At 68.7% G+C, this 25,584-nt stretch carries 26 protein-coding genes and 2 pseudogenes; 11 read left to right on the forward strand and 17 right to left on the reverse strand.

The window, feature by feature from the left end; all coding sequences use genetic code 11:
* Positions 1 to 23 precede the first annotated feature (23 nt).
* Positions 24 to 941: an NAD(P)-dependent oxidoreductase gene (locus ACA511_RS20885; RefSeq protein WP_375026112.1), complete on the reverse strand. Its 918-nt coding sequence runs from the start codon at positions 939 to 941 to the stop codon at positions 24 to 26.
* Positions 942 to 988: 47 nt separating this feature from the next.
* Here ACA511_RS20885 and ACA511_RS20890 point away from each other — a divergent pair, with 47 nt between their 5' ends.
* On the forward strand, positions 989 to 1,363 hold the full coding sequence (locus tag ACA511_RS20890) for a winged helix-turn-helix transcriptional regulator (RefSeq protein WP_375026113.1): 375 nt from the start codon (positions 989 to 991) through the stop codon (positions 1,361 to 1,363).
* A gap of 525 nt (positions 1,364 to 1,888) precedes the next feature.
* On the opposite strand, the gene ACA511_RS20895 is transcribed toward ACA511_RS20890, so the two are convergent.
* From ACA511_RS20895 to ACA511_RS20925, 7 genes are all read right to left on the reverse strand, one after another.
* Positions 1,889 to 4,012: an FAD-dependent oxidoreductase gene (locus tag ACA511_RS20895; RefSeq protein WP_375026114.1), complete on the reverse strand. Its 2,124-nt coding sequence runs from the start codon at positions 4,010 to 4,012 to the stop codon at positions 1,889 to 1,891.
* A gap of 1,081 nt (positions 4,013 to 5,093) precedes the next feature.
* Positions 5,094 to 6,221, reverse strand: a complete 1,128-nt coding sequence (locus tag ACA511_RS20900; protein WP_375026115.1) for a hypothetical protein — start codon at positions 6,219 to 6,221, stop codon at positions 5,094 to 5,096.
* Between the two features lie 32 nt (positions 6,222 to 6,253).
* Positions 6,254 to 6,811, reverse strand: a complete 558-nt coding sequence (locus tag ACA511_RS20905; RefSeq protein ID WP_375026116.1) for an SRPBCC family protein — start codon at positions 6,809 to 6,811, stop codon at positions 6,254 to 6,256.
* Positions 6,808 to 7,434 carry a TetR/AcrR family transcriptional regulator gene (locus tag ACA511_RS20910; RefSeq protein WP_375026117.1) on the reverse strand — a complete coding sequence of 209 codons (627 nt, stop codon included), beginning with the start codon at positions 7,432 to 7,434 and terminating at the stop codon, positions 6,808 to 6,810. The genes ACA511_RS20905 and ACA511_RS20910 overlap by 4 nt, the downstream gene beginning before the upstream one ends.
* Positions 7,435 to 7,519: 85 nt before the next feature.
* Positions 7,520 to 7,942: a hypothetical protein gene (locus ACA511_RS20915; RefSeq protein WP_375026118.1), complete on the reverse strand. Its 423-nt coding sequence runs from the start codon at positions 7,940 to 7,942 to the stop codon at positions 7,520 to 7,522.
* A 52-nt stretch (positions 7,943 to 7,994) separates the two neighbouring features.
* Positions 7,995 to 8,867, reverse strand: a complete 873-nt coding sequence (locus tag ACA511_RS20920; protein ID WP_375026120.1) for an enoyl-CoA hydratase/isomerase family protein — start codon at positions 8,865 to 8,867, stop codon at positions 7,995 to 7,997.
* 16 nt (positions 8,868 to 8,883) lie between these two features.
* Positions 8,884 to 9,654, reverse strand: coding sequence for an SDR family NAD(P)-dependent oxidoreductase (locus ACA511_RS20925; protein ID WP_375026121.1), 771 nt, complete (start codon positions 9,652 to 9,654; stop codon positions 8,884 to 8,886).
* 91 nt (positions 9,655 to 9,745) lie between these two features.
* Here ACA511_RS20925 and ACA511_RS20930 point away from each other — a divergent pair, with 91 nt between their 5' ends.
* A complete protein-coding gene (locus ACA511_RS20930; RefSeq protein WP_375026122.1) occupies positions 9,746 to 10,303 on the forward strand; it encodes a TetR family transcriptional regulator in 558 nt (185 codons plus the stop codon).
* 31 nt (positions 10,304 to 10,334) lie between these two features.
* Here ACA511_RS20930 and ACA511_RS20935 read toward each other — a convergent pair whose 3' ends face one another.
* Complete coding sequence (locus tag ACA511_RS20935) at positions 10,335 to 10,706, reverse strand: winged helix-turn-helix transcriptional regulator (RefSeq protein WP_375026123.1); 372 nt, start codon at positions 10,704 to 10,706, stop codon at positions 10,335 to 10,337.
* Between the two features lie 80 nt (positions 10,707 to 10,786).
* Here ACA511_RS20935 and ACA511_RS20940 point away from each other — a divergent pair, with 80 nt between their 5' ends.
* On the forward strand, positions 10,787 to 11,197 hold the full coding sequence (locus ACA511_RS20940; RefSeq protein WP_375026124.1) for a RidA family protein: 411 nt from the start codon (positions 10,787 to 10,789) through the stop codon (positions 11,195 to 11,197).
* Positions 11,198 to 11,509: 312 nt separating this feature from the next.
* Positions 11,510 to 12,346, forward strand: a complete 837-nt coding sequence (locus ACA511_RS20945; protein WP_375026126.1) for a class I SAM-dependent methyltransferase — start codon at positions 11,510 to 11,512, stop codon at positions 12,344 to 12,346.
* 619 nt (positions 12,347 to 12,965) lie between these two features.
* Here the strand turns inward: ACA511_RS20945 and ACA511_RS20950 are convergent.
* Positions 12,966 to 14,435 carry an ankyrin repeat domain-containing protein gene (locus ACA511_RS20950; RefSeq protein ID WP_375026127.1) on the reverse strand — a complete coding sequence of 490 codons (1,470 nt, stop codon included), beginning with the start codon at positions 14,433 to 14,435 and terminating at the stop codon, positions 12,966 to 12,968.
* 311 nt (positions 14,436 to 14,746) lie between these two features.
* Between ACA511_RS20950 and ACA511_RS20955 the strand changes: the two are divergent.
* Positions 14,747 to 16,206, forward strand: a pseudogene (locus ACA511_RS20955) (ISL3 family transposase).
* A gap of 689 nt (positions 16,207 to 16,895) precedes the next feature.
* On the opposite strand, the gene ACA511_RS20960 reads toward ACA511_RS20955, so the two are convergent.
* Positions 16,896 to 17,264, reverse strand: coding sequence for a hypothetical protein (locus ACA511_RS20960; protein WP_375026128.1), 369 nt, complete (start codon positions 17,262 to 17,264; stop codon positions 16,896 to 16,898).
* A 162-nt stretch (positions 17,265 to 17,426) separates the two neighbouring features.
* Entirely contained in the window at positions 17,427 to 17,783 is a 357-nt protein-coding gene (locus ACA511_RS20965) for a hypothetical protein (protein WP_375026129.1), read from the reverse strand.
* Between the two features lie 793 nt (positions 17,784 to 18,576).
* Between ACA511_RS20965 and ACA511_RS20970 the strand changes: the two genes are divergently transcribed.
* Positions 18,577 to 19,017: a cytochrome P450 gene (locus tag ACA511_RS20970; protein ID WP_375026130.1), complete on the forward strand. Its 441-nt coding sequence runs from the start codon at positions 18,577 to 18,579 to the stop codon at positions 19,015 to 19,017.
* Here ACA511_RS20970 and ACA511_RS20975 read toward each other — a convergent pair.
* Both ACA511_RS20975 and ACA511_RS20980 read right to left on the reverse strand, forming a co-directional pair.
* Positions 18,946 to 19,539: an NADPH-dependent FMN reductase gene (locus tag ACA511_RS20975; protein ID WP_375026131.1), complete on the reverse strand. Its 594-nt coding sequence runs from the start codon at positions 19,537 to 19,539 to the stop codon at positions 18,946 to 18,948. The genes ACA511_RS20970 and ACA511_RS20975 overlap by 72 nt on opposite strands.
* Before the next feature lie 60 nt (positions 19,540 to 19,599).
* Positions 19,600 to 21,141, reverse strand: coding sequence for an MFS transporter (locus tag ACA511_RS20980; RefSeq protein ID WP_375026132.1), 1,542 nt, complete (start codon positions 21,139 to 21,141; stop codon positions 19,600 to 19,602).
* Between the two features lie 54 nt (positions 21,142 to 21,195).
* On the opposite strand from ACA511_RS20980, the gene soxR reads away from it, so the two are divergent.
* The 4 genes from soxR to ACA511_RS21000 all read left to right on the forward strand — a co-directional run bounded on the left by soxR (position 21,196) and on the right by ACA511_RS21000 (position 23,109).
* On the forward strand, positions 21,196 to 21,678 hold the full coding sequence (gene soxR / locus ACA511_RS20985) for a redox-sensitive transcriptional activator SoxR (RefSeq protein WP_375026133.1): 483 nt from the start codon (positions 21,196 to 21,198) through the stop codon (positions 21,676 to 21,678).
* Between the two features lie 102 nt (positions 21,679 to 21,780).
* Entirely contained in the window at positions 21,781 to 21,984 is a 204-nt protein-coding gene (locus ACA511_RS20990; protein ID WP_375026134.1) for a hypothetical protein, read from the forward strand.
* Positions 21,985 to 22,217: 233 nt separating this feature from the next.
* Positions 22,218 to 22,622, forward strand: a complete 405-nt coding sequence (locus ACA511_RS20995; protein WP_375026136.1) for a helix-turn-helix domain-containing protein — start codon at positions 22,218 to 22,220, stop codon at positions 22,620 to 22,622.
* A gap of 13 nt (positions 22,623 to 22,635) precedes the next feature.
* A complete protein-coding gene (locus ACA511_RS21000; protein ID WP_375026137.1) occupies positions 22,636 to 23,109 on the forward strand; it encodes a hypothetical protein in 474 nt (157 codons plus the stop codon).
* A 296-nt stretch (positions 23,110 to 23,405) separates the two neighbouring features.
* Here ACA511_RS21000 and ACA511_RS21005 read toward each other — a convergent pair whose 3' ends face one another.
* Together ACA511_RS21005 and ACA511_RS21010 are read right to left on the reverse strand one after the other, a co-directional pair.
* Complete coding sequence (locus tag ACA511_RS21005) at positions 23,406 to 23,531, reverse strand: hypothetical protein (RefSeq protein WP_375026138.1); 126 nt, start codon at positions 23,529 to 23,531, stop codon at positions 23,406 to 23,408.
* Between the two features lie 48 nt (positions 23,532 to 23,579).
* On the reverse strand, positions 23,580 to 24,017 hold the full coding sequence (locus ACA511_RS21010; protein WP_375026139.1) for a nuclear transport factor 2 family protein: 438 nt from the start codon (positions 24,015 to 24,017) through the stop codon (positions 23,580 to 23,582).
* Positions 24,018 to 24,084: 67 nt separating this feature from the next.
* Between ACA511_RS21010 and ACA511_RS21015 the strand changes: the two are divergent.
* Positions 24,085 to 24,198: pseudogene (locus tag ACA511_RS21015) on the forward strand (integrase core domain-containing protein); the annotation flags it as partial.
* A 240-nt stretch (positions 24,199 to 24,438) separates the two neighbouring features.
* On the opposite strand, the gene ACA511_RS21020 reads toward ACA511_RS21015, so the two are convergent.
* On the reverse strand, positions 24,439 to 25,332 hold the full coding sequence (locus tag ACA511_RS21020; RefSeq protein WP_360618192.1) for a hypothetical protein: 894 nt from the start codon (positions 25,330 to 25,332) through the stop codon (positions 24,439 to 24,441).
* Between the last annotated feature and the right edge of the window lie 252 nt (positions 25,333 to 25,584).

Raw genomic sequence — 25,584 nt, forward strand, 5'->3', positions numbered from 1 at the left:
CCGCTGCCAGCGCAATTACGGCATTACCGCTTGATCAGCCCAGTGCTGTGAGAATCGGCGTTGGTGGCGTCTTCGAGGAGTTCGGTGATGCGAATGAACCCGTCCGTGCCGTGGCCCCTCCCGACGACGCGGCGGGCCAGGCCCTCGGCGGCTCGCATGACCCCGGCGTCGATCCCGTGGGCCTCGGAGGTGTGGACGATGTGGGCCATGGAAGCCGCCGCCGAGGTGATCGGGTTGCCCTCGCCGGAGAAGCTCCCCTCGTCCACCTCGGCCGCGAATTCTTCGAAGAGCGGCGGCAGGATCGCAGCGATGTTCTTGGCGAACGGCGCCAGTTCACGCGCGGTGATCCCCTCCGCCTTCGCCACCGCCAGGGCGTGCGCATAGCCCGCCATCGCGGTCCAGAAGATGTCCAGCAGCGCAATGTCGTGCGCGGCGGCCCGCCCGGTGTCCTCGCCCAGGTGGGTGTGGGTGCCGCCCAACGCCTCCAGCACCGGAAGGTGCTCCCGGTAGAGGTCCTTCGGGCCACTGTGGATGAACACCGCATGCGGCGTGCCGATGGTGACGACCGGCGTCATGATCGCGCCGTCCAGGTACCGGATGCCGTGGTCGGCCGCCCAGGCCGCGGTGCCGCGTGCCCGTCCAGGGGTGTCGGCGGTCAGGTTCACCACCGCGCGCCCCTTGAGCGCGCCGGCGACCGCCTCGCGCCGCAGGACCGAGTCCGCCGCGTCGTAGTCGACCACGCAGACCACGGTCAGGTCGCTCGCCGCGACCGCCTCCTCGGCCGAGCCTGCGCGAATCGCGCCGCGCTCGACCAGTTCGTGATCACGGCCCGGAGTCCGGTTCCACACGGTGGTCCGCAGACCGGCGTCCACGAACGCGCCCGCCAAGGCCCGCCCCATCGGGCCCAGGCCGATCACGGTGACGGCAGACTGTTCGGACATGGCTTGACCTCCACGAAAAGTTGACTGATAGCGGCGATGGGACAGTGATGACGCGCAAGCTCGCTCAGCGAACGAACGTCTGCGGAGTGACCGCCGCGATCGCCGTGATCGACGGCAAGTGGAAGACCACCCTGCTCTGGCTGCTGGAAGGCCGTCCGCACCGCCCTGGTGAACTTCGACGGCGGCTGCCGGACCTCAGCGAGAAAGTGCTGACCCAGGCGCTCCGCGAAATGGAGGACGACGGCCTGGTGCTCCGCGAGGTGCACGAGGGGCTACCCCTGAAGACCGTGTACTCCCTGACCGAGTTCGGCCGCGACCTCTCCGAGGCGCTGGCGCCCCTCTCCGACTGGGGTCACCGCCGCTTGGACGGACTCGCCAAGGCCCAGTCGGCTCCTGAACGCACGCCACCTCCGTTCCCCTGATCGAACGGCTCGTTGACCGCCCACCACCAGCCTCGCTCCATCACCGCGTCCAGCCAAGTACCCACAAAAAAGTGGGTACCGCCTGCCCTCGTGGCTCCGTTCACCACCCCAAGGGCGCCGATGGCGGCCCATCATCTTGCAGAGCACGTCACGGGCAGCACGCTGCCGGACCGGAACACTTCTGGGCGGAAGACGCCATCGGACGAAGAGTCGAGGTAATGAGGTTCAAATTCAACGTGCGTAGTGGGGGACCGTCTTGATGCTCGCCAGCGCCCGGCCCCGAGGTGATGGGTGATGCGGGCCCGGATTGGGCCGCCGAGCAGCCTACGTCGACCTGGTGGCCAACCCCTGCGGTGACTACACCGGCCAGGGCTGGCGGCAGTGAGCCCCTCCGTCCACACGAACACGAGGGCGTGGCCGTACCCAGCCGTTTCGCTGAGGCCGGGCACGGCCGGAAGGCGCCACAGGCGTTGTCCTGCTGACACGCCCCCGAGACGGGCTTCGGGGGCACGTCATCGACCGCGATCAGATCGCGGTGGCCACCTTCCATGCCGAGTGCATCGCGCCCTCGATGTAGTTGACCTCATTGGCGTCGCCGACGAGGTGGACCTCGATACCGGCCTGGGCCAGTTCGTCGGCGAGAGGTGCCGCCGCCGAGACACCCGACGCCACGACGACCATGCTCGCCGGCGCGGACTGCGACTTGCCCTCGACCGTGAACTCGACGGTCTTGGGGGTGATGCGCTCGACGGTCGCGTCGCGGTGGATCTTCACGCCCAGGTCCTTGGCGTGCTTGACGGCGGTCCAGCGGCGGGGCATCGCCATCGGCACACCGAGCTGCCGGCCTTCCGCGACCAGGGTCACCCGGCTGCCGCGCTCGGCGAGGAACTCCGCGAGTTCGAGACCGACGAGCGATCCGCCGATGACGACGACGTTCTTGCTCATCGGCAGGAACTTGAGGAACCTGCGGCTCATGTCGCGGATCCTGGCGGGGCTCTTCGTGATGCCGGCGAGACCGCCGAGCCTGCTGGCGACCCGCAGGAAGAGCGGCTGGTCCGAGACGTCGCCCGTGCCGGTCATCAGGCCGCGCAGGCTGTCACCGGTATGCACGTGGGGCAGGTCGCCGCCCGGAACGCTCGGACGTCCGCGCACGGCGCCCGTGGCGACGACGACGGCGTCGGGCGCGAGGGCCTTGATCGTCGCGGCGGTGGCCTCGGTCTTCAGCCGGACGTCGACACCGGCCCGCTGCACCTCCTGGGTGAGCCACTTCAGCAGGCGCTCGTTGTCGGGGGTGGTCAGCGTCGAGAACCACAGCGTTCCGCCGAGACGGTCGGTCTTGTCCAGCAGGGTGACGCGGTGGCCGCGTTCGGTGGCGACACGGGCGGTCTCCATGCCGCCCGGCCCGGCACCGACGACGACGACGTGCTTGGGGGACGTGGTGCGCGGGAACGGCAGCAGCGTCTCATCGCCCAGCGCGGGGTTGACCGCGCACAGCGGGGTGGCGTCCCAGAAGTTCTCCTGCACGCACACGTAGCAGTTGATGCACGGGCGGACCTGCTCGCTGACGCCGGCCTTCAGCTTGTCGACCAGGCCGGGATCGGCCAGCAACTGGCGGCCCATGGCGACGAAATCGGTGTGGCCCTCGGCGATCATCCGCTCGCCGACCTCGGGCAGCATGCGGCCGACGGTGATGACCGGAATCGACACCGCGCGCTTCACGACCGCGGCGTTGGCGGTGTAGAAGCCGACCTTGTCGGGCAGCGGGCCGTCGGTGAAGTTCGCGAACGCGTTCAGCGCGGTGCCGGTGACGTGGATGGCGTCGGCGCCGGCCTGCTCGAACATGGCGGCGGCACTGGCGGCCTCGTCGGGCGTCAGCCCTTCGGACTCGCCGTACTCCTGGCCCGCCAGCCGCACGATGACGGCGAGGCCGTCACCGATTTCTTCCTTGACCGCGCGGATCACCTCGCACGTCAGCCGCGCCCGGTTCTCGATCGACCCGCCGTACTCGTCGGTGCGCTGGTTCGAGTACCTGCTCAGGAAGCCGCCGAGCACGTAGTTGTGGGCGCAGTGGATCTCGACGGCGTCGCCACCGGCGGCCTTCACACGGCCTGCGGCCTGCGCGAACATCCGGACCAGCCACGCGAGGTCCTCGTGGGTGGCCTCGTGGTGGGTAGCCTTCTTGCCCTCCTGGATCGCCGCCATCTTCCCGAGTTCCTCGGGAGTGCAGTCGATCATCATGCTCATGTCGCTGGGCGGCTTCGGGACGGACGGCACCAGCTGCGCCCGGCCGTCGAGGGTGTCGATCCGGGCGACCTTGCCGTGGTGCACCATCTGCACGCACAGCTTGCTGCCGGCCTCGTGGACCGCGTCGGCCAGCGCCTTGAGGCCGGGGATGAACCGGTCCTCGGACAGGCCCGGCTCCTTGCGGCTGGTGCAGCCCGCCGGGTAGGCGACGGCGCAGCAGCCCGTGATGATCATTCCGGTGCCGCCTTCGGCGCGGGCCACGAAATGGTCAATATCGCCCTGATGGATCTCGCCGTCCTCGCAGAGGTTCATGTCCATCGCGGGGAGAACCACTCGGTTGGCCAGCGCGATGGGCCCGATCTTGCCGGGCGAGAGGAGGGCCGGGAACGTTTGCTGTCGGATCACCACCGTCAGGAGGATATTTGGGAACACCGATTGCTTCTGACGCATTCTCGCTCAGCGAGACGGCCCCGGGCGCGAGACCCGGGCGTGCCACGAAGAGACGATGCGCCGCGTAGGCGCACCACGGCCGCCGAGACGTCGGGGGTCGTCCGGCCGTTCCGGCTGCGGAGGAGCAGGCGGGGGGCCTCTGTGTCCGCCGACACTATGTTCATGCAGGTGAGAAGCGCAGGGGGCGGCGGGCTCTGAGGTCAGGCATGACCAGTCTCACAGCAAGAGCCGCTGCTCGGCGGTGCCCACGGGATGATGAACGATCACGCCGTCGCGACCGGCCTACGTGACCGTGGCGAACATGAGGTTCCCTCCGGAGCGCGACCACCTGGATGAGGTGCGATGCTGCTCAACGTAGGCGACCGGGCTGAGCATTTCGATACTGAAATGCCTTTTGGGTGGGGTGTGTCGGCGCTCGATCCATTCACCACCTAGAACGAGACTTGCGGGCAGTTGCGGGGACCGGAAAAGGCGCGTGGAGCCCCGGTAGAAGAGCTCTCGCTGAAGATCTTTCGTCCGCCAGGAGGGGGGCTTCGCACTCTCCTGATCTGGAGCCGGCGGTACCTACTTCGTGCGCTCCGCAGTTCGAGACCTTCATGTAGGCGGAGCTCCCGTCCGCCTCGACTGCTTGGGCTCGCCCGGCCCGCCCGGGGCGCGGACGTTACCGGATCAAGTCGCACAACCTGATCATCCGAATGTCTCGACACGTGCCCCAGGCCATTCGTGGTGTAGTCGGGAAGCACGCATAGAACCAGGTCACTGAGGCCGGACGGTCCCTCAGCGATTGGCGCCGCCGCGTGATTCAGGTCACACTCGACGGCCGAACGCCCTCTCCCGGCGTTGCGCGGGGTCTGCATGAGAGAACCCGGCCGGTGCGAACCGGTCCGACGCTCGGCAGCCGGTGCCGCCCATTGCGTCCTGCCCTGCCCTGCCTTGCCCTGCCCTGATTCTGGAGGAGATCCCGTGACCGTCACGCTGACCGCAGTGGCCCGTGAACTGCTCGACGGGCCGCACCATGCTGAGAGCTGGGATCCGGTTAGTCCAGCTCGTCTCCGGCGAGGTGGAGTAGGACGTTGATCAGGCGGGCGTTGAGGGGCAGATTCTCGGCGAGGTAGTCAGGCGTTCGGATATCCCAGGTGGTGGTCTGGAGGGCGATGTCTTGAGCGCGGGCCTCGTCCTGGGTGATGAGCGCTAGGGCGAGGTCCAGAGTGGGGCTTGGCCCGTCCAAGGTGGCTCGGAAATCGGTGAACTGCTTGAGGTGCGTCTTGGCTGCCGACGGGTTGAACGCGGCCAGAAGGAGTAGCCGGGCCTTGTGGGCTTGCGGCGACGGCTGCCACAAGGCCAGCAGGTCGGGGACGGCATCGGCAACGGCCCGGGTCGTCAGGGCTCCCGGGCCGTCAACGTCGGGCTCGGAGAGTGCCCAGGCATTCTGAGAGGCGATGTAGATCAGGTCCCGAAGGAGTTCGAGACGGCGTTCGGGGAGGATGCTCGGCGCGAGTGCGATTTGCACCAGGAACGGGATGGTGCGTTCCGTCGCCGAATACACGGTGTCCTGGTGCACGATGGCGCTGAAGTATTCGTGCATGGCGTCCCCCCAGCCCTCATCGTTGGCAGCCAGCGCTCGAAGAAGGCCGGGCGTGTCGTCTGCGGAGCCGTATGCGTGGTCAAGGGAGGACCAGTCGACGTCGTCCAGTCCGGTGAGCGTGATCGGGTCTCCCTCGCCTGACAGCGATGGGGGTCCTTGGTCCAGCAAGCGCGGGACCACGGCGCTCTGGGCTCGGGGCGGGGTGTGAGCGAAGGACGCCATGCGGAACTCCCGCACGTCCTCTATCGTCCGGTCGACGAGCAGCCCGTCGAGGGAGCCGAGTTCCGGCGGACTCGGATGGCGGACACCATAGGCGTCCTTCAGTTGCGCGACGAACCGGTGCTCTTCGGCTGTCCACCATTCGGTGTCGTCGTCGGGATATGGCCCGTCGTCCCACGCCAGGACGCGCCAGCCGGGTTCATCGCCCCAGCGGCCGCGGTAGGTGCAAGTGGTGAGCAAGACCTGGGTATAGCCCCGCTCGATAAAGACCTCCGCGATTCGCCGAGCCGTCGGCTCGTCCGCGACTGCGACGTCAGCGGCTTCGCTCCAGCGCTTGAGAACCTGCGTGAAATCGGTCACGAGCCAGAATTCTAGGCAATTCGAGACAGGCCCTAGTGCCGGGTCGCGCCGACGCGCTGGGCGAGGGCCTTGTTCATGGCGTGGAACTGCGGGAGGGTGCGGTCGGTCAGCCGGCTCTGGAAGAAGGGGATCACGACCCCGGTGAACCGCTCGGTCTGCGTGAGCCTGACGCGGCCGGGGGCGATCGGCTCGATCAGGAAGCGGTGCTCGCCGTCGAAGACCCCGCCGGGGGTGATCTTGCCGATCCAGCGGAGCTCCCGGCCGGGGGCGACCTCCAGCACGGTCGGGGTGAAGGCGGTGTCCCCGCCCGAGTCGCGCATCACGTTGCGCAGGGTCGCCCCCTTCTCCAGCCGGCCGCTGGAGGAGACGATGAACGGGTTCCACTGGGGATAGGCGGGCAGGTCGCTCAGGACCGTCCACACCTGCTCGGGCGTGGCGTCGATCTCGATCGAGGCGCGCAGGGTGAAGGGGCGCAGGTTGGTCCAGGACGCGTAGCCCGCCGGCAGGACGGCGACGATCCCGAACGCGATCAGCAGGCGGCGGCGCTTCGGACGGCGCGTCCGGGCGGGGGCGGGGGCCGTGGTGGTCATGTCCGCTCCTTCGGGGGGAGGACGCCGGAGAGGGCGGCGTCGACGAGGCGTTCGGCGTAGGCGCGGTCGATGGGACGGCCGGTGATGAGCAGCCGGTAGTACAGGGCGCCGGCGAGCTGGTCGAACAGCAGCTCGGGGTCGGTGTCCGGGCGCAGGTCGCCGCGCCGCCGCGCGCGGTCGATCAGCCCGATGGCCAGGGCGTTGCGCTGCTCGAAGACCGCGCGGACCAGCGCCCCGATGTCGGGGTGCCGCGCGGCCGCCGCGACCAGCTCGCCGACGAGGCCGGACGACGGGTCGTCCGGCCCGTGGCCGGGCCCGGCCAGCCGCGTCCGGTTGAGCCCCAGCGCGATCCGCTCCAGGTAGCCGACGAGGTCGGCCCGCAGGTTCCCGGTGTCGGGCACGGGGACCTCGTCCTGCATGCGGGCGATCACGGCGATGGCCAGGTGGTCCTTGGTGGGCCAGCGCCGGTACAGCGTGGTCTTGGCGACGGCCGCCGACCGGGCGACCTTGTCCACCGTGAAGGCCGCGTAGCCGTTGGCCAGCAGCTCCGCTTCGGCGGCCCGCAGGATCTGCTCGTCGGCACCGGCGTCGCGGGGTCTGCCGCGGCGTGCTGGAGGAGGCACCTCTCTCCTTTCGATACGCACGTTTCGTAATTCGACCGTACTCGCCCGGACGCAATTACGCAACGTGCGTATCGAAAATGCTGCCTCACCCCGCCACCGGGAAGTTGCCGCGGAAGGTGTTGCGCGGATCACTGTCGTGCTTGATGCCGCGCAGGCGGTCGAGCGCGGCGGGGACGAAGGCGTCGGCCGCGCTCTCCGCCGAGTTGAGGAAGGTGAGGGGCTTGCGGCCCCTCACGGGCAGGGCCTCGTCGAGGGCGCGTTGCCGGGCGGCGGCGGCGCGGGCCGCGGCGGGGTCGGCGGGGATGCCGAACAGGTAGAGGGCGTAGGGCTCGGTCAGCGGGCCGTGCGGCGTGCCGCTCGGGCGGACCGCCTCCGCGAGTCGCAGATGACCGACCTGGTGCCGTGGCTGCGCGACGGCGAGATCGACTTGGCCCTCGGCACCCCCTGCTCCAGCTCCCAGGCACGCTGCCCGAGTCCCTCCGCCGCGACCGCACCCCCGGCGCGGCACCGTCCGGACGGCCGATCGCCCAGGGCCCCTCGGCCGCCACCTTCAACGAGGCTCAGGAGTTGGTGTAGTCCGGGGGGCGGCGCTGTAGGAAGGCGGTGATCTGCTCGGTCTGGTCGCGGGTGTGGGAGGTGAGGATCTGCGTCCGGTTCTCCAGGTCGATGCCGGCCTGGAGGCTGCCGACCTCGAGCTGGCTCCAGGCGACCTCCTTGGTCATCCAGACGCCCATCGGGCTGTTGGCGCAGATGAGGGCGGCGGTCTCCAGGGCCGCCTCGACGACCGCGCCGTCCTCGACGACCCGGCTGACCAGGCCGAGGCGCAGCGCCTCGGCGGCGTCCACGAAACGCCCGGTGAGCAGCAGCTCGTGGGAGACGCCCGCGCCGATCAGGCGCGGCAGCAGCCAGCTGACGCCGATGTCGCAGCCCGACAGGCCGATCCGCACGAACGCCGCGTTGAACCGGGCGGACACGGCGGCGACCCGGATGTCGCTGGCCAGGGCCAAGGCGAAGCCGCCGCCGGAGGCCGGCCCATTGACGGCGGAGATGACCGGCTGCCGCAGGTTGCGCAGCTTCGGGACGAGTGAGGCGATGGCCTGCTGGACGTGCATGGCGGCCTGCGGGCTGCGGCGCCGCGCGGCCTCCTCGTCCGATGCCGCCGGAGTGGCGTCGCGGGCCGGGGGGTCGTGCAGGTCGAGGCCCGCGCAGAAGGCCCGCCCCGCGCCGGTGAGGACGACGGCGCGGCAGTCCTCGTCCGCAGCGACGGCGTCGAGTGCGGCGTGCAGGTCCTTGATCAGCTCGCCGGACATGGCGTTCAGCCGGTGCTCCCGGTCCAGGGTGAGCAGCCGGACGCCCGGCGCGGGCTCCTCCACGCGCACCGTCCGGCCCGAGGCGGGAGTGTCGCGCAGGTAGGCGTCGCTATCGGTCAGCATGGAAATCCTTACTGGGTCAGCGCGCGACCAGGCCGCCGTCGGCGTGGAGGACCTGGCCGGTGACGAAGCTCGACGCGCCGGAGGCCAGGAACAGCGCGGGGCCGACCATCTCGTCGGGATCGGCCATCCGCCGCTGGAGGGCGGCCTGCTCCATGGCCGTCTGGAACTCGGGCGGGTTGTTGCGGACCATGTCGGTGTCCACTGTGCCGGGAGCCAGGGCGTTGACCCGGATGCCTCGCGGGGCGAACTCGGCGGCCATCGAACGGGTGTAGGACACCATGGCGGCCTTGGCGGCGGCGTACATCGACACGTACGGGGAGAACATGAAGGCCCCCGCCGACACGACGTTGACGACCGAGGCGCACGGGCTCTCGGTGAGGTGGTCGAGCGCCCGCTGCACCAGGAAGACCGGCCCGCGGACGTTGACGTCCTGCGACTTGGCGAACGCCTCCGGGGTGAGGGATCCCAAAGGCAGCGCCAACGGGTTGGCGGCGTTGTTGACCAGGATGTCGAGCCTGCCGAAGGTGTCGACGGTGCGCGCCACCAGGGCGTCGAGGGCGTCCAGGTCACCGAGATGGGTGGGGACGCCGAGCGCCGATCCGCCCATCGCCTTCAGGTGCGACTCGGTTTCGGCGCACGCGTCCGGCTTGCGGCTGGCGACTACGACGCTCGCCCCGGCGGCGACGAAGCCTTCGGCGATCGCACGCCCGATGCCGCGCGTGGCCCCGGTGACGACCGCCACCCTCCCGGACAGGTCGAACAGCGACCGCAGGTGCTCAGCGTCCATGCCGGAGACTTTGCATCAATTGGGACAGAGTGTCAATATTTACCCTGTGACTGCGCTGGAAGGCTCTTTTCGGGAGCGGAAGAAGCAACGCATGTACACGGCGACCGCGCAGGCCGCGGTGAGGCTCGTCGCCGAGCGCGGCATGCAGGCGGTACGCGTGGAGGACATCTGCGAGCGCGCCGAGATCAGCCGCTCCACGTTCTTCCGCTACTTCGACTCCAAAGAAAGCTGCTTCATCATCGGCCTGCACTACGGGCGCCTCGACGCGGTACTGGCCGCTTTGGACGCGCGACCGCCGCAGGAGGACGCCTTCACCGCGCTTTGCAACGCCTTCCTCGACATCACCGGGAACTGGCGCCGCTACCGGGAGATGACCCAGCTCGAAGCCCGCATCCGCGCCGAGACCCGTACCGTTCGGGCACATGCCGACGCCGAGCAGGTCTCCTGGGAGAACACCCTGGCCACCGCCCTGGAAGCGCGCTGCGCCGGCACCGGCCCCCTCGCCCCCCGGCTCGTGGCGGGAATCGTCCTGTGCGCGGTACGGCTCGCCACCGAACGGTGGCTGGAGGAAGGCGCCACCCGGTCACCGGCGGAGAAGTACACCGAGGCATTCACCGCCGTCCGCACAGTGATCGAGAAGAGCCGATAACGGTCAGGCCCGGCACAGGCGGCCCTCGCCCTCAGATGTCTGCGTCACTCTGAGCGTCGAAGGTGTCGCGGGCGCGTTCGATGGCGGGCATCTGTTCGGAAGCCCAGGCCAGCAGGATGTCGACGGGGTAGCGGAGGGTCTTGCCGAGCGGGGTGATCCGGTAGGTGACCGCGACCGGACGGGTGGAGGTGACCTGACGTTCGATGACGCCGTTGCGTTCGAGTCGCCGCAAGGTGGCGGTGAGCGATTTCTGGGTGACCGCGGGGATGGCCCGGCGGAGCTCGTTGAAGCGGCAGGGCCGGTCGCACAACTCGTTCAGGACGCTGAGGGACCATTTGTCGAGCACCTGGTCGAGAAGTTCTCGGTGCCCGGCGCCCATGCGGATCTCGCCGTTGGTATCCATGCTGAAACCTGGTCTCGTTGAAGTGTCCTTCTTGCACCAAGTATCTTACCGATACCCAAGCTGAGAAGGAGAAACACCCCATGGCCGTTCAGTACCTCACTCCCGAAGGCATGCTGCAGCCCGCCCCCTACCATCACGTTGCCGTGGGCACCGGAACCCGGCACGTCCACGTCAGCGGGCAGGTGTCCCGCCGCGCCGACGGCACCCCGGTCGCTCCAGGCGACCTGGCCGGGCAGGTCGCCCAGAGCCTCCGCAACACCGCCATCGGCCTCGCGGGAGCGGGCGCGACGTTCAACGACGTGCTGCGGCTGACTTTCTACGTCACGAAGTGGAGCCCGGACAAAATCGGCGACTTCATGGCGGGCGTAGAGGCCGTCGCCGAAGAGATCGGACTGGAACTTCCGATGCCCCCGGCGTCCCTCATCGGCGTCGACTACCTCTTCGAGCGGGACGTCCTGGTCGAAGTCGAAGCCACCGCGCTCCTCGACTGACCTCGACCGGACAAGGAGGGCCCGGCACCCGACCTTGCGCGCGGAGCCAACGGCTCTTAAGTCGAACTTATTGGCCGCTTCTGCGTCCCCAGCCCTTACTCCGACGGTATGCCACAACCGGCCGCACTCGGAGATCAGATCACCACCCAGGCGCCCGGTTCGAAGGCGGCGAGGCCGCCTTCACCGGGGCGACTGGGGGGAGACCTGAGGGCCCGGCGGACGGCATGGCCAATCACCCTGTCGCAAAACGATCGATTCTCAACACCCACCAGGTGTCGGCGCTCGCTCGAATCGGCCTGCCACACTGCGGGCATGAACGGAAACATTCCCCACGACGGGCTCACCGCGAACCGTGCCCTCTGGGATGCCCGTGCCCAGGCGCATGGCACGACCCCCAACGACATGCTGTACGACGTCGACTCGTTCCTGGCGGGTCGGCAGACGCTCTACGGGATCGAGCTGGAGCTGGCCGGTGATGTGAACGGCCAGGATGTGCTGCATCTGCAGTGCCACTTCGGCATGGACACACTCAACTGGGCCCGTCTGGGGGCCAGGGTCACCGGGGTCGATTTCTCATCGACGGCGATCGTCCGGGCACGCGAACTGGCCAAGCTCGCCGGGCTGACCGCTGACTTCGTCGAGGCGGACACGCAGAACCTTCCGTCCGACCTGGCGGGCAGGTTCGACCTCGTGATCGCCACCTACGGGGTGCTGTGCTGGATCAGGGACCTGGACGCGTGGATGCGCGGTGCGGAGACGGCGCTGCGGCCAGGTGGAAGGCTGGTGCTGGTCGACCTGCACCCCGCCTACCAGACCCTCGCCAGCTACGAGCCGCTCGTGGCCGACTGGCCCTACGGCGGAGGAGAGCCCCAGCGTGAGGTCGTCGCGAACACCTATGCGGACCCGGACCTGCCGATGACCGCACAGGAGGTGGTCCAGTACCCGCACTCGGTGGGCGAGATCGTGACAGCGGCCGCCGGATCGGGACTGATCATCGACCGGCTCGGCGAGCACACCGAGGCCGATTTCCCCGGAAGCCGCATCCTGCCCGAGGAACCTGACGGCACCCGTCGGTTCCCGTTCGGCGACACCTACCTCCCGATCCTCTACTCGCTCCGAGCAAGATCACCCCGAACGGCGACTGCGTAGCCACGCCGGGCTGCCGCCTGCACGATCTTCGCCATGGCGCGCAACGCTGATGCTCGCCGGTTGCGCGGACATGAAGCTGGTCCAGGCGCGCACTGGTGCCAAGGAAGATCCCGGCTCAGGAAGCCCGGCCCTCCGTCCTCCAAACGAGGAAGAGTAGCCCCCTACCGCGTGTACGTGACGCGTATCCGCAAGCCGCATAGACGATGCGTTGAGTGGGTCGCGTGGGACTCGTCCGAAACTATCGGGATCAGCGCGGCATTCTTAATGCCATTCTGTGTCGGCCTGTCCGCATCGAGCCCGACTCGCGTGCCGCACGGTGCCGCCGCGTGCCGATCCGGTTCGGAACCACCGAGCCGACAACGAGCCGACATGTCTCACCTCCGCCGCATTGGCCGCGTTGACCACCGCCCTCACCATCTGGGTAGACAGCGAAGGCAATAAAGACCTGCCCACCTTGGTGGACAGCGCATTCATCACCCTGCAGGAGCACAGCCCACCAGCGAATTCCACGAGCTGAGTAGATGGAGCGGCAGCGGCGCGGCAGCAGGGTCGTCCACGCTGGTTCAATGTCCGGGCTGTTCAGCGCGCATGGCGGTACTCCGTTGCTGGATGGGCGGCATCAGCCGCCGGCGCCCTGCTTTGTCAGATAAGCGGCCGTACGCGTCATGCCGAGGTGCTTCGCGATTCCTAGCGGCGTTGTCGCGGTCAGGTCGGCCAGCGGCTTTTTCGGCTTGTACTGCTTGGCAACGTACGCCTGCACCGTGGCTTCGTCCACCGCTGCGCAGACCTCGGCCCCGGCCTGGACCAGCATTGTGACCATCTCCACCGGGTCAGCGAGATGGAACCCCAGCAGCACCGTGATCAGTGAGGTGAACCCGTCCGCAGTCCGCGCGTTCGGGTCCGCGCCAGCCGCAAGCAGTAGCTCCACATTCGCCTTCCGGCCCAGCGCCCTGTGCAACGGGGTCCGGCCGGGCGTCCAGCAGTCCTGCGGGTCGGGCCGGTTCGGGGCGGCTCCCGCGTCCAGCAGCAGCTGGAGGACCGTGGTGGAGCCGTTACCGGCGGCGACAGAGAGCGCGGTGCCGTCCTTGCCGACGCTGTTGGCGTCGGCCCCGGCGGCCAGCAGGAGGCGCACCACCTCCTCGCTCGCGTTGCTCCGGAAGGCCGCGCTCACCAGCGGAGGGCGCAGCGCCCCGGTCAGGTTCGGGTTCGCGCCCGCCGCCAGCAGGAGCCGAACAAGCTGCGGACTCGCGTTCGCCAACTGCATCGGCGTCCAGCCGAACCCGTCGATCGCGTCCGGGGCCGCTCCCGCGTCCAGCAGCAGGCGCACTATCTCGTCGACCGGCTCATCCTCGTACAGCCTGTGCGCGAGCTCCCCGTTCAGCGCGAGATGCAGCGCGGTCGTCCTGGTCCACAGCTCACCACTGCCGTAGGCGTTGGCGTCGACGTAGGTCCACGGCGTCTGCGTGTCGTGCTCGATCTCGGCCCGGGCGTCGGCACCTGCCTCGAGTAGCAGTCGGACCAGGTCCGTACTACGCGACATGACCGCCAGGTGCAACGGGGCGATCCCGGTGTCGTCCAGGGGGCCGAGCCCGGCGCCCCGCGCCAGCTCCTCGGTCGCGGCCGCGACATCGCGCGCAGAGCAGGCGAGCGCCAACCGGTCGCCGTCTCCCGGCGGGGTGATGACCTTCAATCCGGCCAGCAGGGTGGAGAGCCGAATGCCGGAGTCGAGGGCGCCGTCCCCGCCCTCCATGTCGAGCTTATGGACCATCGGGTTGGCCGAGGTGTCGTCGAGATCTGCGACGTACCAGTAGTAGTCGCCCTTTTGGCCGACCCCGTGCCAGGCCCGTTGGCTCTTCTGCTTGAAGTAGCCCGGTCCGATCGGTGTTTCGTAAAAGTGAACGAGATACTCGGAATGATCGTCTGCGCGGAGGTCACCCGCCTCGAAGACGACGGCGAAGAGCGCCTGCGCCCAGTCGGGCACCCGCCGTTCTCCGGCCGGCGTGGAGACCATCCATTCTTTCGGCTCGAAGTCTTCAGGCAGTCGTCCACCCAGCCGTGCTATCTGCTTCTGTACCCCGTCTGTGAACACGACGGGAACCATACCGTTCCCCATCAATCGGCAAGCGTCCGGCAACCGAGGGCGTCTCAGTTCCGCGCCCAGGGTCACCCGATTCGGGACGAGGTTGTCGCCCGGCCGTCGCCGTTCATCCCCAACGTCCACAGCCGCTATTCCTTCCAACGCGCCAGCCCCGGCAGCGGCGAACTCCGGCCGCTGCGCGGACCCGGCGCCGCTGACGACGAGGAAGAGTGACCTCACCCCGGATCGCCGGGACTGTACGGTTTTCGGCTCTGTCGCATATTCGGTGGTGACGCCCTGGTTTCGTGGTATCACGATCGGTCATGCAGGAGATCAACGATCTTGTGAAGCTGGTGTTCTCCGGGCTTTCTCCGCTGGTCATCGAGGGCGTGGTGGATCAGGGCGAGCGGATCTGGGTGCGGGCGCGGACCCCCGACGGCGCGGCGGCATGCCCGGGTTGCGGCACCAGGTCGGCGCGGGTGCATGGTTACCAGCGGCGGACGGTTGCCGATGTTCCGGTCGATGCTCGCAGGGTCGTGGTCGCAGTGCGGGTACGTCGGCTGGTGTGCCCGATCCGCGGCTGCGTCCAGACCTTCCGTGAACAACTGCCCGGCGTCCTGGAGCGCTACCAGCGCCGTACGCCCCGCTTGACCTCGCAGATCGGCGCGGTCGTGCGAGAGCTGGCCAGCCGCGCCGGCATACGCCTGTTATCGGAGCTGGGCGTGCTGCTGTCCCGGCACACCGCGCTGCGCGTATTGCTGAAGCTTCCGCTGCCGGAACGGCCGGTGCCGCGGGTGCTCGGCGTGGACGACTTCGCCCTGCGCAAGCGCCGCAGCTACGCCACCGTGCTGATCAACGCCGAAAACCCAGCAGCGCGTCGAGGTGCTGCCCGACCGCAAGGCCGACACCCTGGAAGCGTGGCTGCGCGAGCACCCGGGCGTCCAAGTCGTATGCCGGGACGGTTCCGGCGCCTACGCCGAGGCGATCCGCCGTGCCCTTCCCCCCGCGCAGCAGGTCGGCGACCGGTGGCACATCTGGCACAACCTCGCCGAAGCGGTGTTGAAAGAGGTCGCCGCGCACAGCGCGTGCTGGGCCAAAGCTGGGCCGCCGCCGCGCGAGGGCAAGCGCGCCGCCACCACCCGCGAGCGCTGGAAGCAGGTTCACGGCCTGCTGAACAAGGGCGTTGGACTGCTGGAATGCTCCCGCCGCCTTGGACTGGCGTTGAACACCGTCAAACGCTACGCCCGCGTCCCCGAGCCCGAACGGCTGGTTCGCGCCCCGCAGTACCGGCCCACTCTGGTCGACCCCTACCGCGACCACCTGCGCCGACGCCGCGAACAAGATCCTGCGATCCCGGTGCTGCAGTTGCTGGAGGAGATCAAGCAGCTCGGCTACACCGGCAGCCAGAACCTGCTCTACCGCTACATCACCCAGGGACGGGTCGAGGCAGACCGTCCGGCTTGAGGCGTGCATCGCCGCCTGCCCGGAAATGGCCGCGCTCGCGGGCCTCGTGCGCTCCTTCGCCGCTCTGCTCGCCCCCGCCGACGGCAACGCCGATCGCCTGACCGGCTGGATCACCCAAGCAAGAGCCGAAAACCTGCCTCACCTGCACGCGTTCACCCGTGGGCTTGACCTGGACCGCGACGCCGTGAATGCTGCCGTGACCCTGCCCTTCCACAATGGCGGTACCGAAGGCGTCAACACCAAGACCAAGATGATCAAACGCCAGATGTACGGACGCGCAGGCTTCCCGCTCCTTCGACACCGGGTCCTGCTCGGCTGATACCACTGTCCGTCACCACCGAATATGCGACAGAGCCGTTAACTGGACAGACCCTCGCCGTGTCGTGCTCTTGCCCGCGACCGCTCTTCAAGATCGGCGTAGTGAGAGGCGCTCGATGATGCCTCCCGCGCCGGGATGCGAGCCTGCGGATTCACGCGGCCGGAAGTGCGTTGCTGACTGCTCTGGCGGGTCTGGCTGCCGGTTCTGTGGGCGACATGCCTGGCTTGGGTGGGCGAAGAGCACCGGGTTTCGAGGCGCTGCCAGGGCGGACGCGGGGCCCGGATCGAGCCGCCGAGCCGCCAGCGAGCCGCCACGGGGACGAAGCGGGGCATGTCGGGCGGGGGGCAAACCGGAGCATTCTCGCGTTTGCCCTGGTCAGGGGTGGTGGGTCGCGTGGGACTCGAACCCACAACCTACGGATTAAAAGTCCGAAATTGTCGTGTCGGAACGAGTTTGGCAGTGTCATTGTATGCCGAATCGTCCGCTTCCCGCCCGATTTTTCTGCCGTCCAAGGTCACTGCAGGCCGATTCGTTTCAGAACCGCCGAGCCGACAACGAGCCGCCACGGGCTGTTGGTAATCGGTGGCTTGTTCGGCGGCGGCCTCGCCCGACCTGTACGGACGGAGTTTTCAGCAAAGTGCGGGGTCGGCGGTGTCGGTCCAGGCCCAGGCGCACCGCCTCCTCCCCTTTTACAGGTTCGGCCCGCCGCCGCACACGGGAGTCTGCGCACTCTCTTGCGAAGCCCGTTCCATGGCCGGGTCGTGGACGAATTCGGCACTGGTGTCGTCGAACCCCAGCACCCACCCGTCCCGGTGCCCGAACAGTGCCATCGGCGGGCCTTCACCGAAGCGGGAACCCGCTAGGCGCTGGTCGACGACCGCCAGCGCCTCCACCAACGGCACCGCTCCCCCAACGCTGAACGCGTCGTCCAGACGCCCGCCGAACCGGCCGGCCACCCGCTCGACGTCATCGTCCTCGACGAAGGTGAAGCTTGTCCCCGAGCCCAGCCAGGGGTCACGGATCCATGCGAAATCTTCGGTGCCGGGCCATCCGCTCATACCCGGCACCTAATCACTTGCCACCGACATTGTCCCTGCCGAAAACCTCGTCCGGCCCGGGCGTTCAGCGTGTTCTGGAACGTCAACTTCCTGACCGTGTTTTCGTTCGCCGAAGGCGCACAGGTGCAGGCGACATTCTCCGACGGGGCGCCCGCGCTCGAATCATATGGCCAGCGCTGCGGGTGAGAAGCGGGCCTGCTCGCCGAGTTGCTGGATACGGCCGGGCAGCATCGTCTTCTTAGCGCAAGGCTCGGACGGCCACGCCTTACCTTCGGCGACTCTGTCCATGAGCTGCTGATAGGGGTCCGTTATCGGCCCGTATCGGAGCGCCTCGTCCGACTGCGCTGCTGGGATCGGCCCCAGCGCCCGCTCCATGCGGTCAGTGTCGGCCGGTGCTGTCGGCTGGTTCATTGGGGACGCGCTTCGATCGGCAGCCGCCTTGTCGGCCGTGCCGCACGCGCAGGTGACCGCGAGAAGCGCCGCCGCACAGGCGGAGAGGCGAATCGATGGATGCGGCATCGAATGATCATAAGGGGATCCCAGCAAAGGACAAGTGGCGGCGGTGCATCGCCCCGCGACGAAAGTGCATCAACCGATGATGCACGCTGCGGACCCCCGAGATCCTGGGCCAAGAGGACGGGGCCTCTTTTTAGCGGCAGGGGCCCGGGGCCCAGCCACCTCTGTGGTGCCCAAATTCGCGCACCGCTCAGCCGAGCAGACCGCGACACACCTGCTGCGTACCGCGTGCTTGGTGCCCGTCACTAACCGAGACCGCGGCCCGTGTTTTGGCCCGGCGCTGGCGTCCTGTCTGGGGCCGCAACCCGGTCCAGTCCGTATGCGGTGCCGGGCGATCAGCAGGAGTCCGCATCGGCAGGGTGGTCGGCCGCCTGGACGCCTCGGCTCGGATGCTGCGGTATCGGCTGCGTGATCGAGAGCCTGCGCTCCTCGTCCTACCTGACGACCTGCCAGAGGGCAAGCGCAGTGGGCAACACCCGTGCGGGAGAACGACGGTTACGGTGAGGCCGAGCTGCTGGAGACAGAGCATCGGCTCGGGGTAAGGCTTCCGCCCGCACTTGTCGAAGCCTACAAGCTGATCGGCCGACGCGACGACCTCGTGGCGGCAGGTCAATCCACTCTGCAGGCTGGAGAGCCTGTATCTGACATATCCGGCGGACCGCTAGGGCGAATCGGGTGCGGAGCTGCTGGTATATCGCCATGAAAACCAGGGCTGCCGGGAGTTCGCTATCAGGCTGTCGGATCTGTCCCTTGACGATCCGCCGACGGTGTTCCTCAATACCTGCGATGACGCACTGTGCCTGACCCAAGCGGCCGTCGAAGAGATGCTGCGCTGGGCCTGCCTGTCTACCATTTCCGGCGCACCGCCACACGCGACGTCGAACTGCGAGGCCGGCGCATCCGGCAGGGTGACAAGGTGGTGATGTGGTTCGCGTCGGCCAACCGCGATGAGGACGTTTTCGTCAACCCTTACGATTCCGACGTCACCCGCCGCCCCAACGACCATGTCACCTTCGGGAAGGGCGGGCCCCATTTCTGCCTTGGCAACAGGCTCGCCCGCATGGAGGTTCGCCTCATGTTCGAGACCCTGCTGCCGCGATTCAAGAAGATCGAACTCGCTGGTGAGGTGGCCAGGGTGCGCAGCAAGACTGGTTCGGGGCGGCGATCAGGCGGGATAGGGGCGGGCGGTGCGAGCATCGCGGAGTACGTGAGCCCACCAGGTCAACTGGTCGAGTAGAGCGGTCGCCGCGGCGTTCGCGGTGTCTGGATCCTTGGGGTTCCCGTCTGCGTCGAACCGAGTGTGGGCCGAATGGAAACTCACGGTGTTCCGGACGGTGACCGCGTGGAGTTCCGCGAATACCGGACGAAGCTGTTCGACCGCCCGTAGTCCACCGGAGACACCGCCGTAGGAGACGAAGCCGATCGGTTTCGCGTGCCACTCCGGATAGATGGAGTCGATTGCGAGTTTCAACGGGCCGGGGTAACCGTGGTTGTACTCCGGTGTGACCACGACGATGGCGTCCGCCGCGCCGATTCGGGCGGCCAGTTCGCGTACCGGGGCGGAGTCGTAGACGCCTTCGGACACAGAACGACCCTGCTGGCTGTTCGGCAAGGGGGTTTCGGCCAGGTCGATGATCTCTATCGCGAGTTCCCGGCGGTGTTCGGCCCGACCGGTGAACCACCTTGCCACGGTGGTGCAGAACCGGGCTTCCCGGATGCTGCCGACGATTACCGCCAGTCGTAGCCGTTCATCACGCATGCGTATCTCTCCATCTCAGGTCTGTCGGGCAAGGGAAGATGTGTGGCTTGTGTGCTTCGGCTACGAACCCGCTCGGACGTGCCGGAGCCGGACCACGACGAGGACGGCCGTACACCCCATCAGGACGGCGCTGGCGGCCGCGCTGAGGTGGAATCCCTGGGTGAACGCCTCCCGGGCTGTGCCGAGCAGCTCGGCCGCGAGCCCATCGGGAAGCCGCGCGGATGCCGCGACGGCACCGCCGAGGTCCTGCCGCGCGGCGGACGTCGCCCCGGCGGGCACACCGGCCGGAACGGCGCCGTTCATCTCGCCCTGGTAGACCGCGGTGATGACGCTGCCCAGGACGGCGATGCCGAGCGCTCCGCCCAGCTGCGGCGCCGTTGAGGAGATCGCTGAAGCCGCGCCGGTCCGTTCGGGCGGGACCGCGCCGATGATCAGGTCCGTGGCGAGGGTCATCATCGGGCCGAGGCCGGCGGAGACGACAACGGACCCGGTGACCAGGACCGCGAGGCCACCGGCCCCGCCGACCTGTGTGAGCACACCGAAGCCGACGGCCGCGAGCGCCAGCCCGGCGCCGATGACCGTCCCCGCACCGATTCGGTGGACGATCCTGGAGGCCAGCAGCGATCCGGCGATGACCCCGACTGCCGAGGGGGCCGTCCACAGGCCCGCCTCCAGCGGGGAGAACCCGCAGACGAGTTGCAGGTACTGCGCGATGGCGTAATTGGCTCCCCACAGGACGAAGATGCCGAGTGCCAGCGTCCCCGCCGCGGTACTGAACGCGCGCCCGGTGAACAGCCTCAGGTCGACCAGCGGTTCGGCCAGCGTGAGCTGCCTGCGCACGAACACGGCGGCGAACACCAGAGCGGCCGCCACCGACAGCACGGGCAGCCAGCCGGGGCCGTCGGCGGCGATCCGTTTGAGCCCGTGGACCGCCGGGAGCACCGCGAGCATCGACAGGGCCGCGCTCTTCAGGTCCAGCCGTCGCGTGCGAGGGTCGCGCTGCTCGGGCAGCAGTATCGGCCCCACCAGCAGCAGTAGCAGCATCACCGGCACACCCAGGAGGAACACCGAGCCCCACCAGAGGCGCTCCAGCAGCCACCCGCCCACCAGCGGGCCGATCGCGGTTCCCCCCGAAACGCTGGCGATGATCACTCCGATCGCGACCGTGCGCTGCCGCGGGTCGCGGAACATAGCGGCGACCAGGGACAGAACGGACGGCATCAAGGTCGAGCCCGCGACGCCCATCAGCGCGCGGAACACGATGAGCGCTTCGACGCTGGGCGCGTGAGCGGCGAGCACCGAGACCACACCGTAGGCGCCGGCACCGATCAGCAGCAGCCGGCGGCGCCCGATCCGGTCGCCCAGCGTGCCCATCGTGATCAGCGATCCGGCGAGCAGGAGCGCGTAGATGTCCACGATCCACAGCAGCTCGACGCCCTCTGCCCTCAGGTCCCTCCCGATGGTCGGCAGCGCCAGGTGCGTCACGGTCAGTTCGAGGGAGGCGAGGAGAGCGGGAAGCGCGAGCACGGCGAGCCCGAGCCATTCCCGGTGCCCTGCCAGGTCGGTCGTTTGCGATGCGGCGATCGAATGAGTCCTCGTCACCCGACCAAGCATGAAACCTCGACTATGGACGAGGTCAAGTCCTAGGGTGACATGATGAAGAAGCCGGCCTTCGACCTCAAGGAACTCAGCGTCGGGCAACTCGCCGCGCGCTCGGGCGTCCCGGTGACCGCCCTGCACTTCTACGAGGAGAAGGGACTCATCCACAGCCGCAGAACCGCGGGCAACCAGCGCCGCTACTCCCGGGACACGCTGCGCCGGGTCTCCTTCGTCCGGGTGGCGCAGCGGGTCGGCATCCCGCTGCGCATGGCCGGGGAGGCCCTGGCCGAACTCCCCGAGGGGCGGACCCCGACCCGCGAGGACTGGGCTCGCTTGTCCGCGAAATGGCGTACCGAACTCGATACCCGCATCGACCAGCTCACCCGCCTGCGGGACGACCTGACCGACTGCATCGGCTGCGGCTGCCTGTCCATCGACAAGTGCGTCCTTCGCAACCGTGATGATCGGCTCGGCAATGAGGGCGCCGGCCCGCGGCGCCTCCTCGCCGACCGCCTCGCGCACGAAAGCCGATGGGTGTAGCTCGTTCTGAGTGAGTGTCTGACCTGGGTGTTCGTGGTTGTGGCTGGTTGATCGCGTGACTGTCTTTTACTGTGGGTGCAGCGTGGTGAGGCGGGTGCGGCGATGGGTTCGTTGCTGGATGAACTGGCGCGGCGTGAGGCCGGGGTCCGGCAGCGGATCGAGGAGATCCGCGAGCAGATCGCCGGGTTGGAGTCACGGCTGGAGGTCGAGGAGGATCAGCTGTCTCGGCTGGCGATCACGCAGGAGACGGTGGAGGAGGTCTTGGGCGGGGCCTGCGCTTGCCGAAAAATGCGTCCACGCAGGTGAAAGGCGTAGAGGGGTGCTCGGGTGCCGCGCTTGATGAGCTGCGAAACAGGCGGCGGCGAGGCGGTCGCCGCGGGATGATGGGCGGCTGTGTTCTTGCGACTGGCCTACTTGACCGCGGCGAGCGCCTTCGCGGTTATGTGTCTCCTGCCGATGACCGATCGGGAGAAGGACGCCGAGATCTTTGGTGCTGCGGCACCAGATCACCGTGCTGGAGCCAGCTCGACGGCGAACGGGTGCGGTTCACCGTCCCCGACCGAGCACTGCTTGCGGCGCTGCTGCACCGACTCCGTCCCAGCGTGTTACGGCAGATGCGGTTACTGGTGCGGCCGGACACGGTGTTGCGCTGGCACCGTGACCTGATCGCGGGCCGGCACGCTGCCCGCTCGAAACCCAAGCGGCCGGGCCGTCCACCGACCGTCCGCTCCATCCGCACGCTGGTACTGCGGCTGGTGCAGGAGAACCCGGGCTGGGGCTACCGGCGGGTGCACGGTGAGCTGCTGGTGCTCGGCGTCAAGGTCGCCGCCTTCCACGGTTTGGGAGATCCTCAAGGACGCCAGTGTCGGTCCGGCGCCCGAGCGTTCCGCCACCACCCGGGCGGGGTTCCTGCGTTCCCAGGCCGAGGCGCTGCTGGCGCGTGACTTCCTGGAGACCGTGACTCTTACCGGCGCCCGCATGTACGTGCTGGCGGTCATCGAGCACCACACCCGCCGTGTCCGGGTTCTGGGCGCCATCGCCCACCCGGCCGCAGCGCGGGTGACCCAGGCGGCGAGGAACCTGGTCATGGATCTGGAGGACGCCGGCTGCCGGGCACGGTTCCTGATCCGCGACCGGGACGGCAAGTTCCCCGACCTGTTCGACGCCGTCCTGGCCGATGCCGGAATCCAGACGGCGCTCACGGGGGTGCGGATGCCGAGAACGAACGCGGTGGTGGAACGGTGGGTGCAGACCTGCCGCCGCGAGCTCCTCGACCGGACTCGATCTGGAACCAGGAGCACCTGCTCCACGCCCTCCGCGAGTTCGAGACCTTCTACAACGAGCATCGGCCTCACCAGGGCATCGCCAACGCGCGCCCGTTGCAGCCGCTGCCTCCGCCGATCACCGAACCAGACCAGATCACCCACCTGAACGTCCGAAGAAGGCAACAGCTGGGCGGCATCCTCAACGAGTACGAGCATGCCGCTTGACCTGCGCGGACGAAGTTCGGCAGGGACAGCCTCGGCCGCTGAATCTGTTACGACCTCTTATCCCGGAGCCTCTCCGGCCGTTCCGGCTCTCCGGCCGGCCCGCGCTATGGCTGCCGGGTCGCCGAGGCCCGCGGACGGGAACGGCTGCGGAGCCACCGGGGTGGCCGCGGCATCGGGCGGTTCGGCCGCCGCGGTCGGCCGAGGGGCTGGGCGGGCCGGTTCCGGGTGGCCGGTCATTCAGCGCAGCAGCCGAAAGGTGCGCTCGTTCACCGCGGGGCGCGGGGCGAAGATTGCGGTGAGCATGACCGCGAGCACGACCGTCGGTTCGGCGCTGTCCAGTACGACGCCAGTGTTGGGAGCCACTGCCGTCCTGGGTAAGCGCGCACAGCCCGATGCCGGGTTCCCCACGCCCTACGGCGAGGTCAGGGTGGCCATCACGCGATCCGGTTCCCAGTGGGCGCGAAACGATGTGATCAGGCCGTCGTCATCGACCGTGTAGACCGTCAGGCAGTCGATCGTCATGGTGGTCCCGCCGTCCAGCGTCGCGGTAATGGTGACGACGTTGGCGCAGGCGGGGCCGTTGGCGAACGAGTCGCTCACCCGGAAGTGGAACTTGCGCACCTGAGCGATGTTCTCGTCCCAGAACCGCTCGATCCCGTCCGGCCCCCGGTGCCCCTTGCCCTCGGGATCGAGCATCGAGGGGCCGACGGGGTCCTCGATGACGGCGTCCGGGCCGAACAGCGCGAGCCACTCCTGCTTGCGCCCGCCGGCGGCCGCGCCCATCGCCGCGCGTACTGCCCGGCGCGCAGGGTGGTCACTGTCCGGCGCGTCCCATGTGACTGCGGTCATGGCAGAACTGTAACGTGTTCTCATTTCCGGTCAACGGTCCCATCGACCCGTCAGGTGGCTGTCGGGCCGCGCCGCCCTTGACCCCTGGCTGCACACCTACAACCATCACCGCCCACACACCGCACTGGGCGGACACCCACCCGCCAGCCGCGTCAGCAACCTGTCAGGGCAGAACACCTAACGGCGCTGGAAGTCCTAGCGGGACGTCCCTTGGAACGGCCCGCCGATTCCCCGGTCCCACACCGGTGCAAACCTCGAGGTGCTCGCGAAGGGAGAGGACGGGAACGGGTCCTCCCCCCGAGGTGTGGACACCCTGAGCGCCTGGATCGGGTGTGTCCAGTCAACTGGGCACACCCGCGGGTGGTCCTGCCGGAGCCGGCCGGTGCCCAGTGGGCGGCACCGGTCGGCTCGGGCTCCTGGCTCAGGTCGCGCAGATGGCGAAGACCTGGATGGGTCCCCAGTCGGCCGTGATGGGTTCGGTCGCGACCGCGAGGGCCTGGGTCGCGGTGAGTTGGGTCTGCGGGAAGACCTGCTCCAAGCCGATGCCGCCCCCGGCGGTCGGATCGGTCGCCACGCCCGAGCCGCGCAGTCGCGTGCCTACGGGGCAGTTCGAGGTAAACGCCTTCCGCGAGGCGGTGGGACTGCCGGGGTTGGTCTCGACGTGGATCTGGTAGCCCGGCGGCCGCGGCGCGCAGATGGCGTAGGCGACCATCGACCAGGATTTGTCGTACCCGTCGACGTCCTCGCCGCCCACCGCGGTGAACCGATCCCCGGTCTGGCTGGGGGCCACCGTTCGCAGGTCGGCCTGGAAGCCCGCGTTGCGCACCAGGCCGCCACCGCCGAGCGCCACGCTGCCCGGCGCGCAGACGGCGTCGGCCGACTGCACCGTGGCGGACCCGGCCGGGCCGCTGCCACCAGCCAGGTACAGACCCGGGATCGGGTCGGAACAGACCGCGTAAACATCCAGTTCCCAGTCATCGGTCACCGCCGCGTCGACCTCCTTGGCGACGGCCACGTAGCCGTCGGGACCGTTGTTGTTGTGCACCGGCCGCAGCTCCACCAGCCGCACCCGGTTTGCGACCGACACCCCCGAGAACGGGATGTCCGAGCCGCCGCCCACCACCTGCATACCGGCCGGGCAGTCCACCTGGACCGACTTGCTCGACACGGAGTCGAAGTGCGATGTCGCGTTGGTCAGGACGAGACCGCCGGCAGCTCCGGCCGGTGCCGCGAGAAGGCTCCCGGCGCACACGGTGCCGATGGCGACGCAGGCGGCTAGGAGCGACCTGCAAAGCCGTGAGTTCTGGTAATTCATGTGCTGTTCCTCATGTGAGTGTTGCCGTGCTGGTCCCAGCGGTCGGTGTTGGTCTGTCGCCGCCAGGGCCTCGGTCGCTGGTCAACTCGTACTCCCGATTCCTCAGGTCAGGATGCGCAGAACGCGTAGCCGGTCGCGCTCCACGGGTCTGCGGGTGCGACGGGCCCGTCCCGGTTGGCGATCACTTGGACCCGCGCGGCCTGGCGAGCGAGAGTTTCCACAGGTCAGAGGTAGGTTCTGAACACTCGGGAC

The organism is Actinomadura sp. GTD37 (assembly GCF_041951365.1).
Lineage (GTDB): Bacteria > Actinomycetota > Actinomycetes > Streptosporangiales > Streptosporangiaceae > Spirillospora.

What these genes read in the sequence shown, in the direction of transcription:
- ACA511_RS20990 (WP_375026134.1), top strand. Translation starts at nt 21,781, where the DNA reads ATGGGTTCGTTGCTGGATGAACTGGCGCGGCGTGAGGCCGGGGTCCGG.
- ACA511_RS20975 (WP_375026131.1), bottom strand. Translation starts at nt 19,539, where the DNA reads ATGCGTGATGAACGGCTACGACTGGCGGTAATCGTCGGCAGCATCCGG.
- ACA511_RS20890 (WP_375026113.1), top strand. Translation starts at nt 989, where the DNA reads ATGACGCGCAAGCTCGCTCAGCGAACGAACGTCTGCGGAGTGACCGCC.
- ACA511_RS20905 (WP_375026116.1), bottom strand. Translation starts at nt 6,811, where the DNA reads ATGACCACCACGGCCCCCGCCCCCGCCCGGACGCGCCGTCCGAAGCGC.
- ACA511_RS20935 (WP_375026123.1), bottom strand. Translation starts at nt 10,706, where the DNA reads ATGGATACCAACGGCGAGATCCGCATGGGCGCCGGGCACCGAGAACTT.
- ACA511_RS21010 (WP_375026139.1), bottom strand. Translation starts at nt 24,017, where the DNA reads ATGACCGCAGTCACATGGGACGCGCCGGACAGTGACCACCCTGCGCGC.
- ACA511_RS21020 (WP_360618192.1), bottom strand. Translation starts at nt 25,332, where the DNA reads ATGAATTACCAGAACTCACGGCTTTGCAGGTCGCTCCTAGCCGCCTGC.
- ACA511_RS20960 (WP_375026128.1), bottom strand. Translation starts at nt 17,264, where the DNA reads ATGAGCGGATGGCCCGGCACCGAAGATTTCGCATGGATCCGTGACCCC.
- ACA511_RS20945 (WP_375026126.1), top strand. Translation starts at nt 11,510, where the DNA reads ATGAACGGAAACATTCCCCACGACGGGCTCACCGCGAACCGTGCCCTC.
- ACA511_RS20940 (WP_375026124.1), top strand. Translation starts at nt 10,787, where the DNA reads ATGGCCGTTCAGTACCTCACTCCCGAAGGCATGCTGCAGCCCGCCCCC.
- soxR (WP_375026133.1), top strand. Translation starts at nt 21,196, where the DNA reads ATGAAGAAGCCGGCCTTCGACCTCAAGGAACTCAGCGTCGGGCAACTC.
- ACA511_RS20930 (WP_375026122.1), top strand. Translation starts at nt 9,746, where the DNA reads ATGTACACGGCGACCGCGCAGGCCGCGGTGAGGCTCGTCGCCGAGCGC.
- ACA511_RS20965 (WP_375026129.1), bottom strand. Translation starts at nt 17,783, where the DNA reads ATGCCGCATCCATCGATTCGCCTCTCCGCCTGTGCGGCGGCGCTTCTC.
- ACA511_RS20920 (WP_375026120.1), bottom strand. Translation starts at nt 8,867, where the DNA reads ATGCTGACCGATAGCGACGCCTACCTGCGCGACACTCCCGCCTCGGGC.
- ACA511_RS20885 (WP_375026112.1), bottom strand. Translation starts at nt 941, where the DNA reads ATGTCCGAACAGTCTGCCGTCACCGTGATCGGCCTGGGCCCGATGGGG.
- ACA511_RS20925 (WP_375026121.1), bottom strand. Translation starts at nt 9,654, where the DNA reads ATGGACGCTGAGCACCTGCGGTCGCTGTTCGACCTGTCCGGGAGGGTG.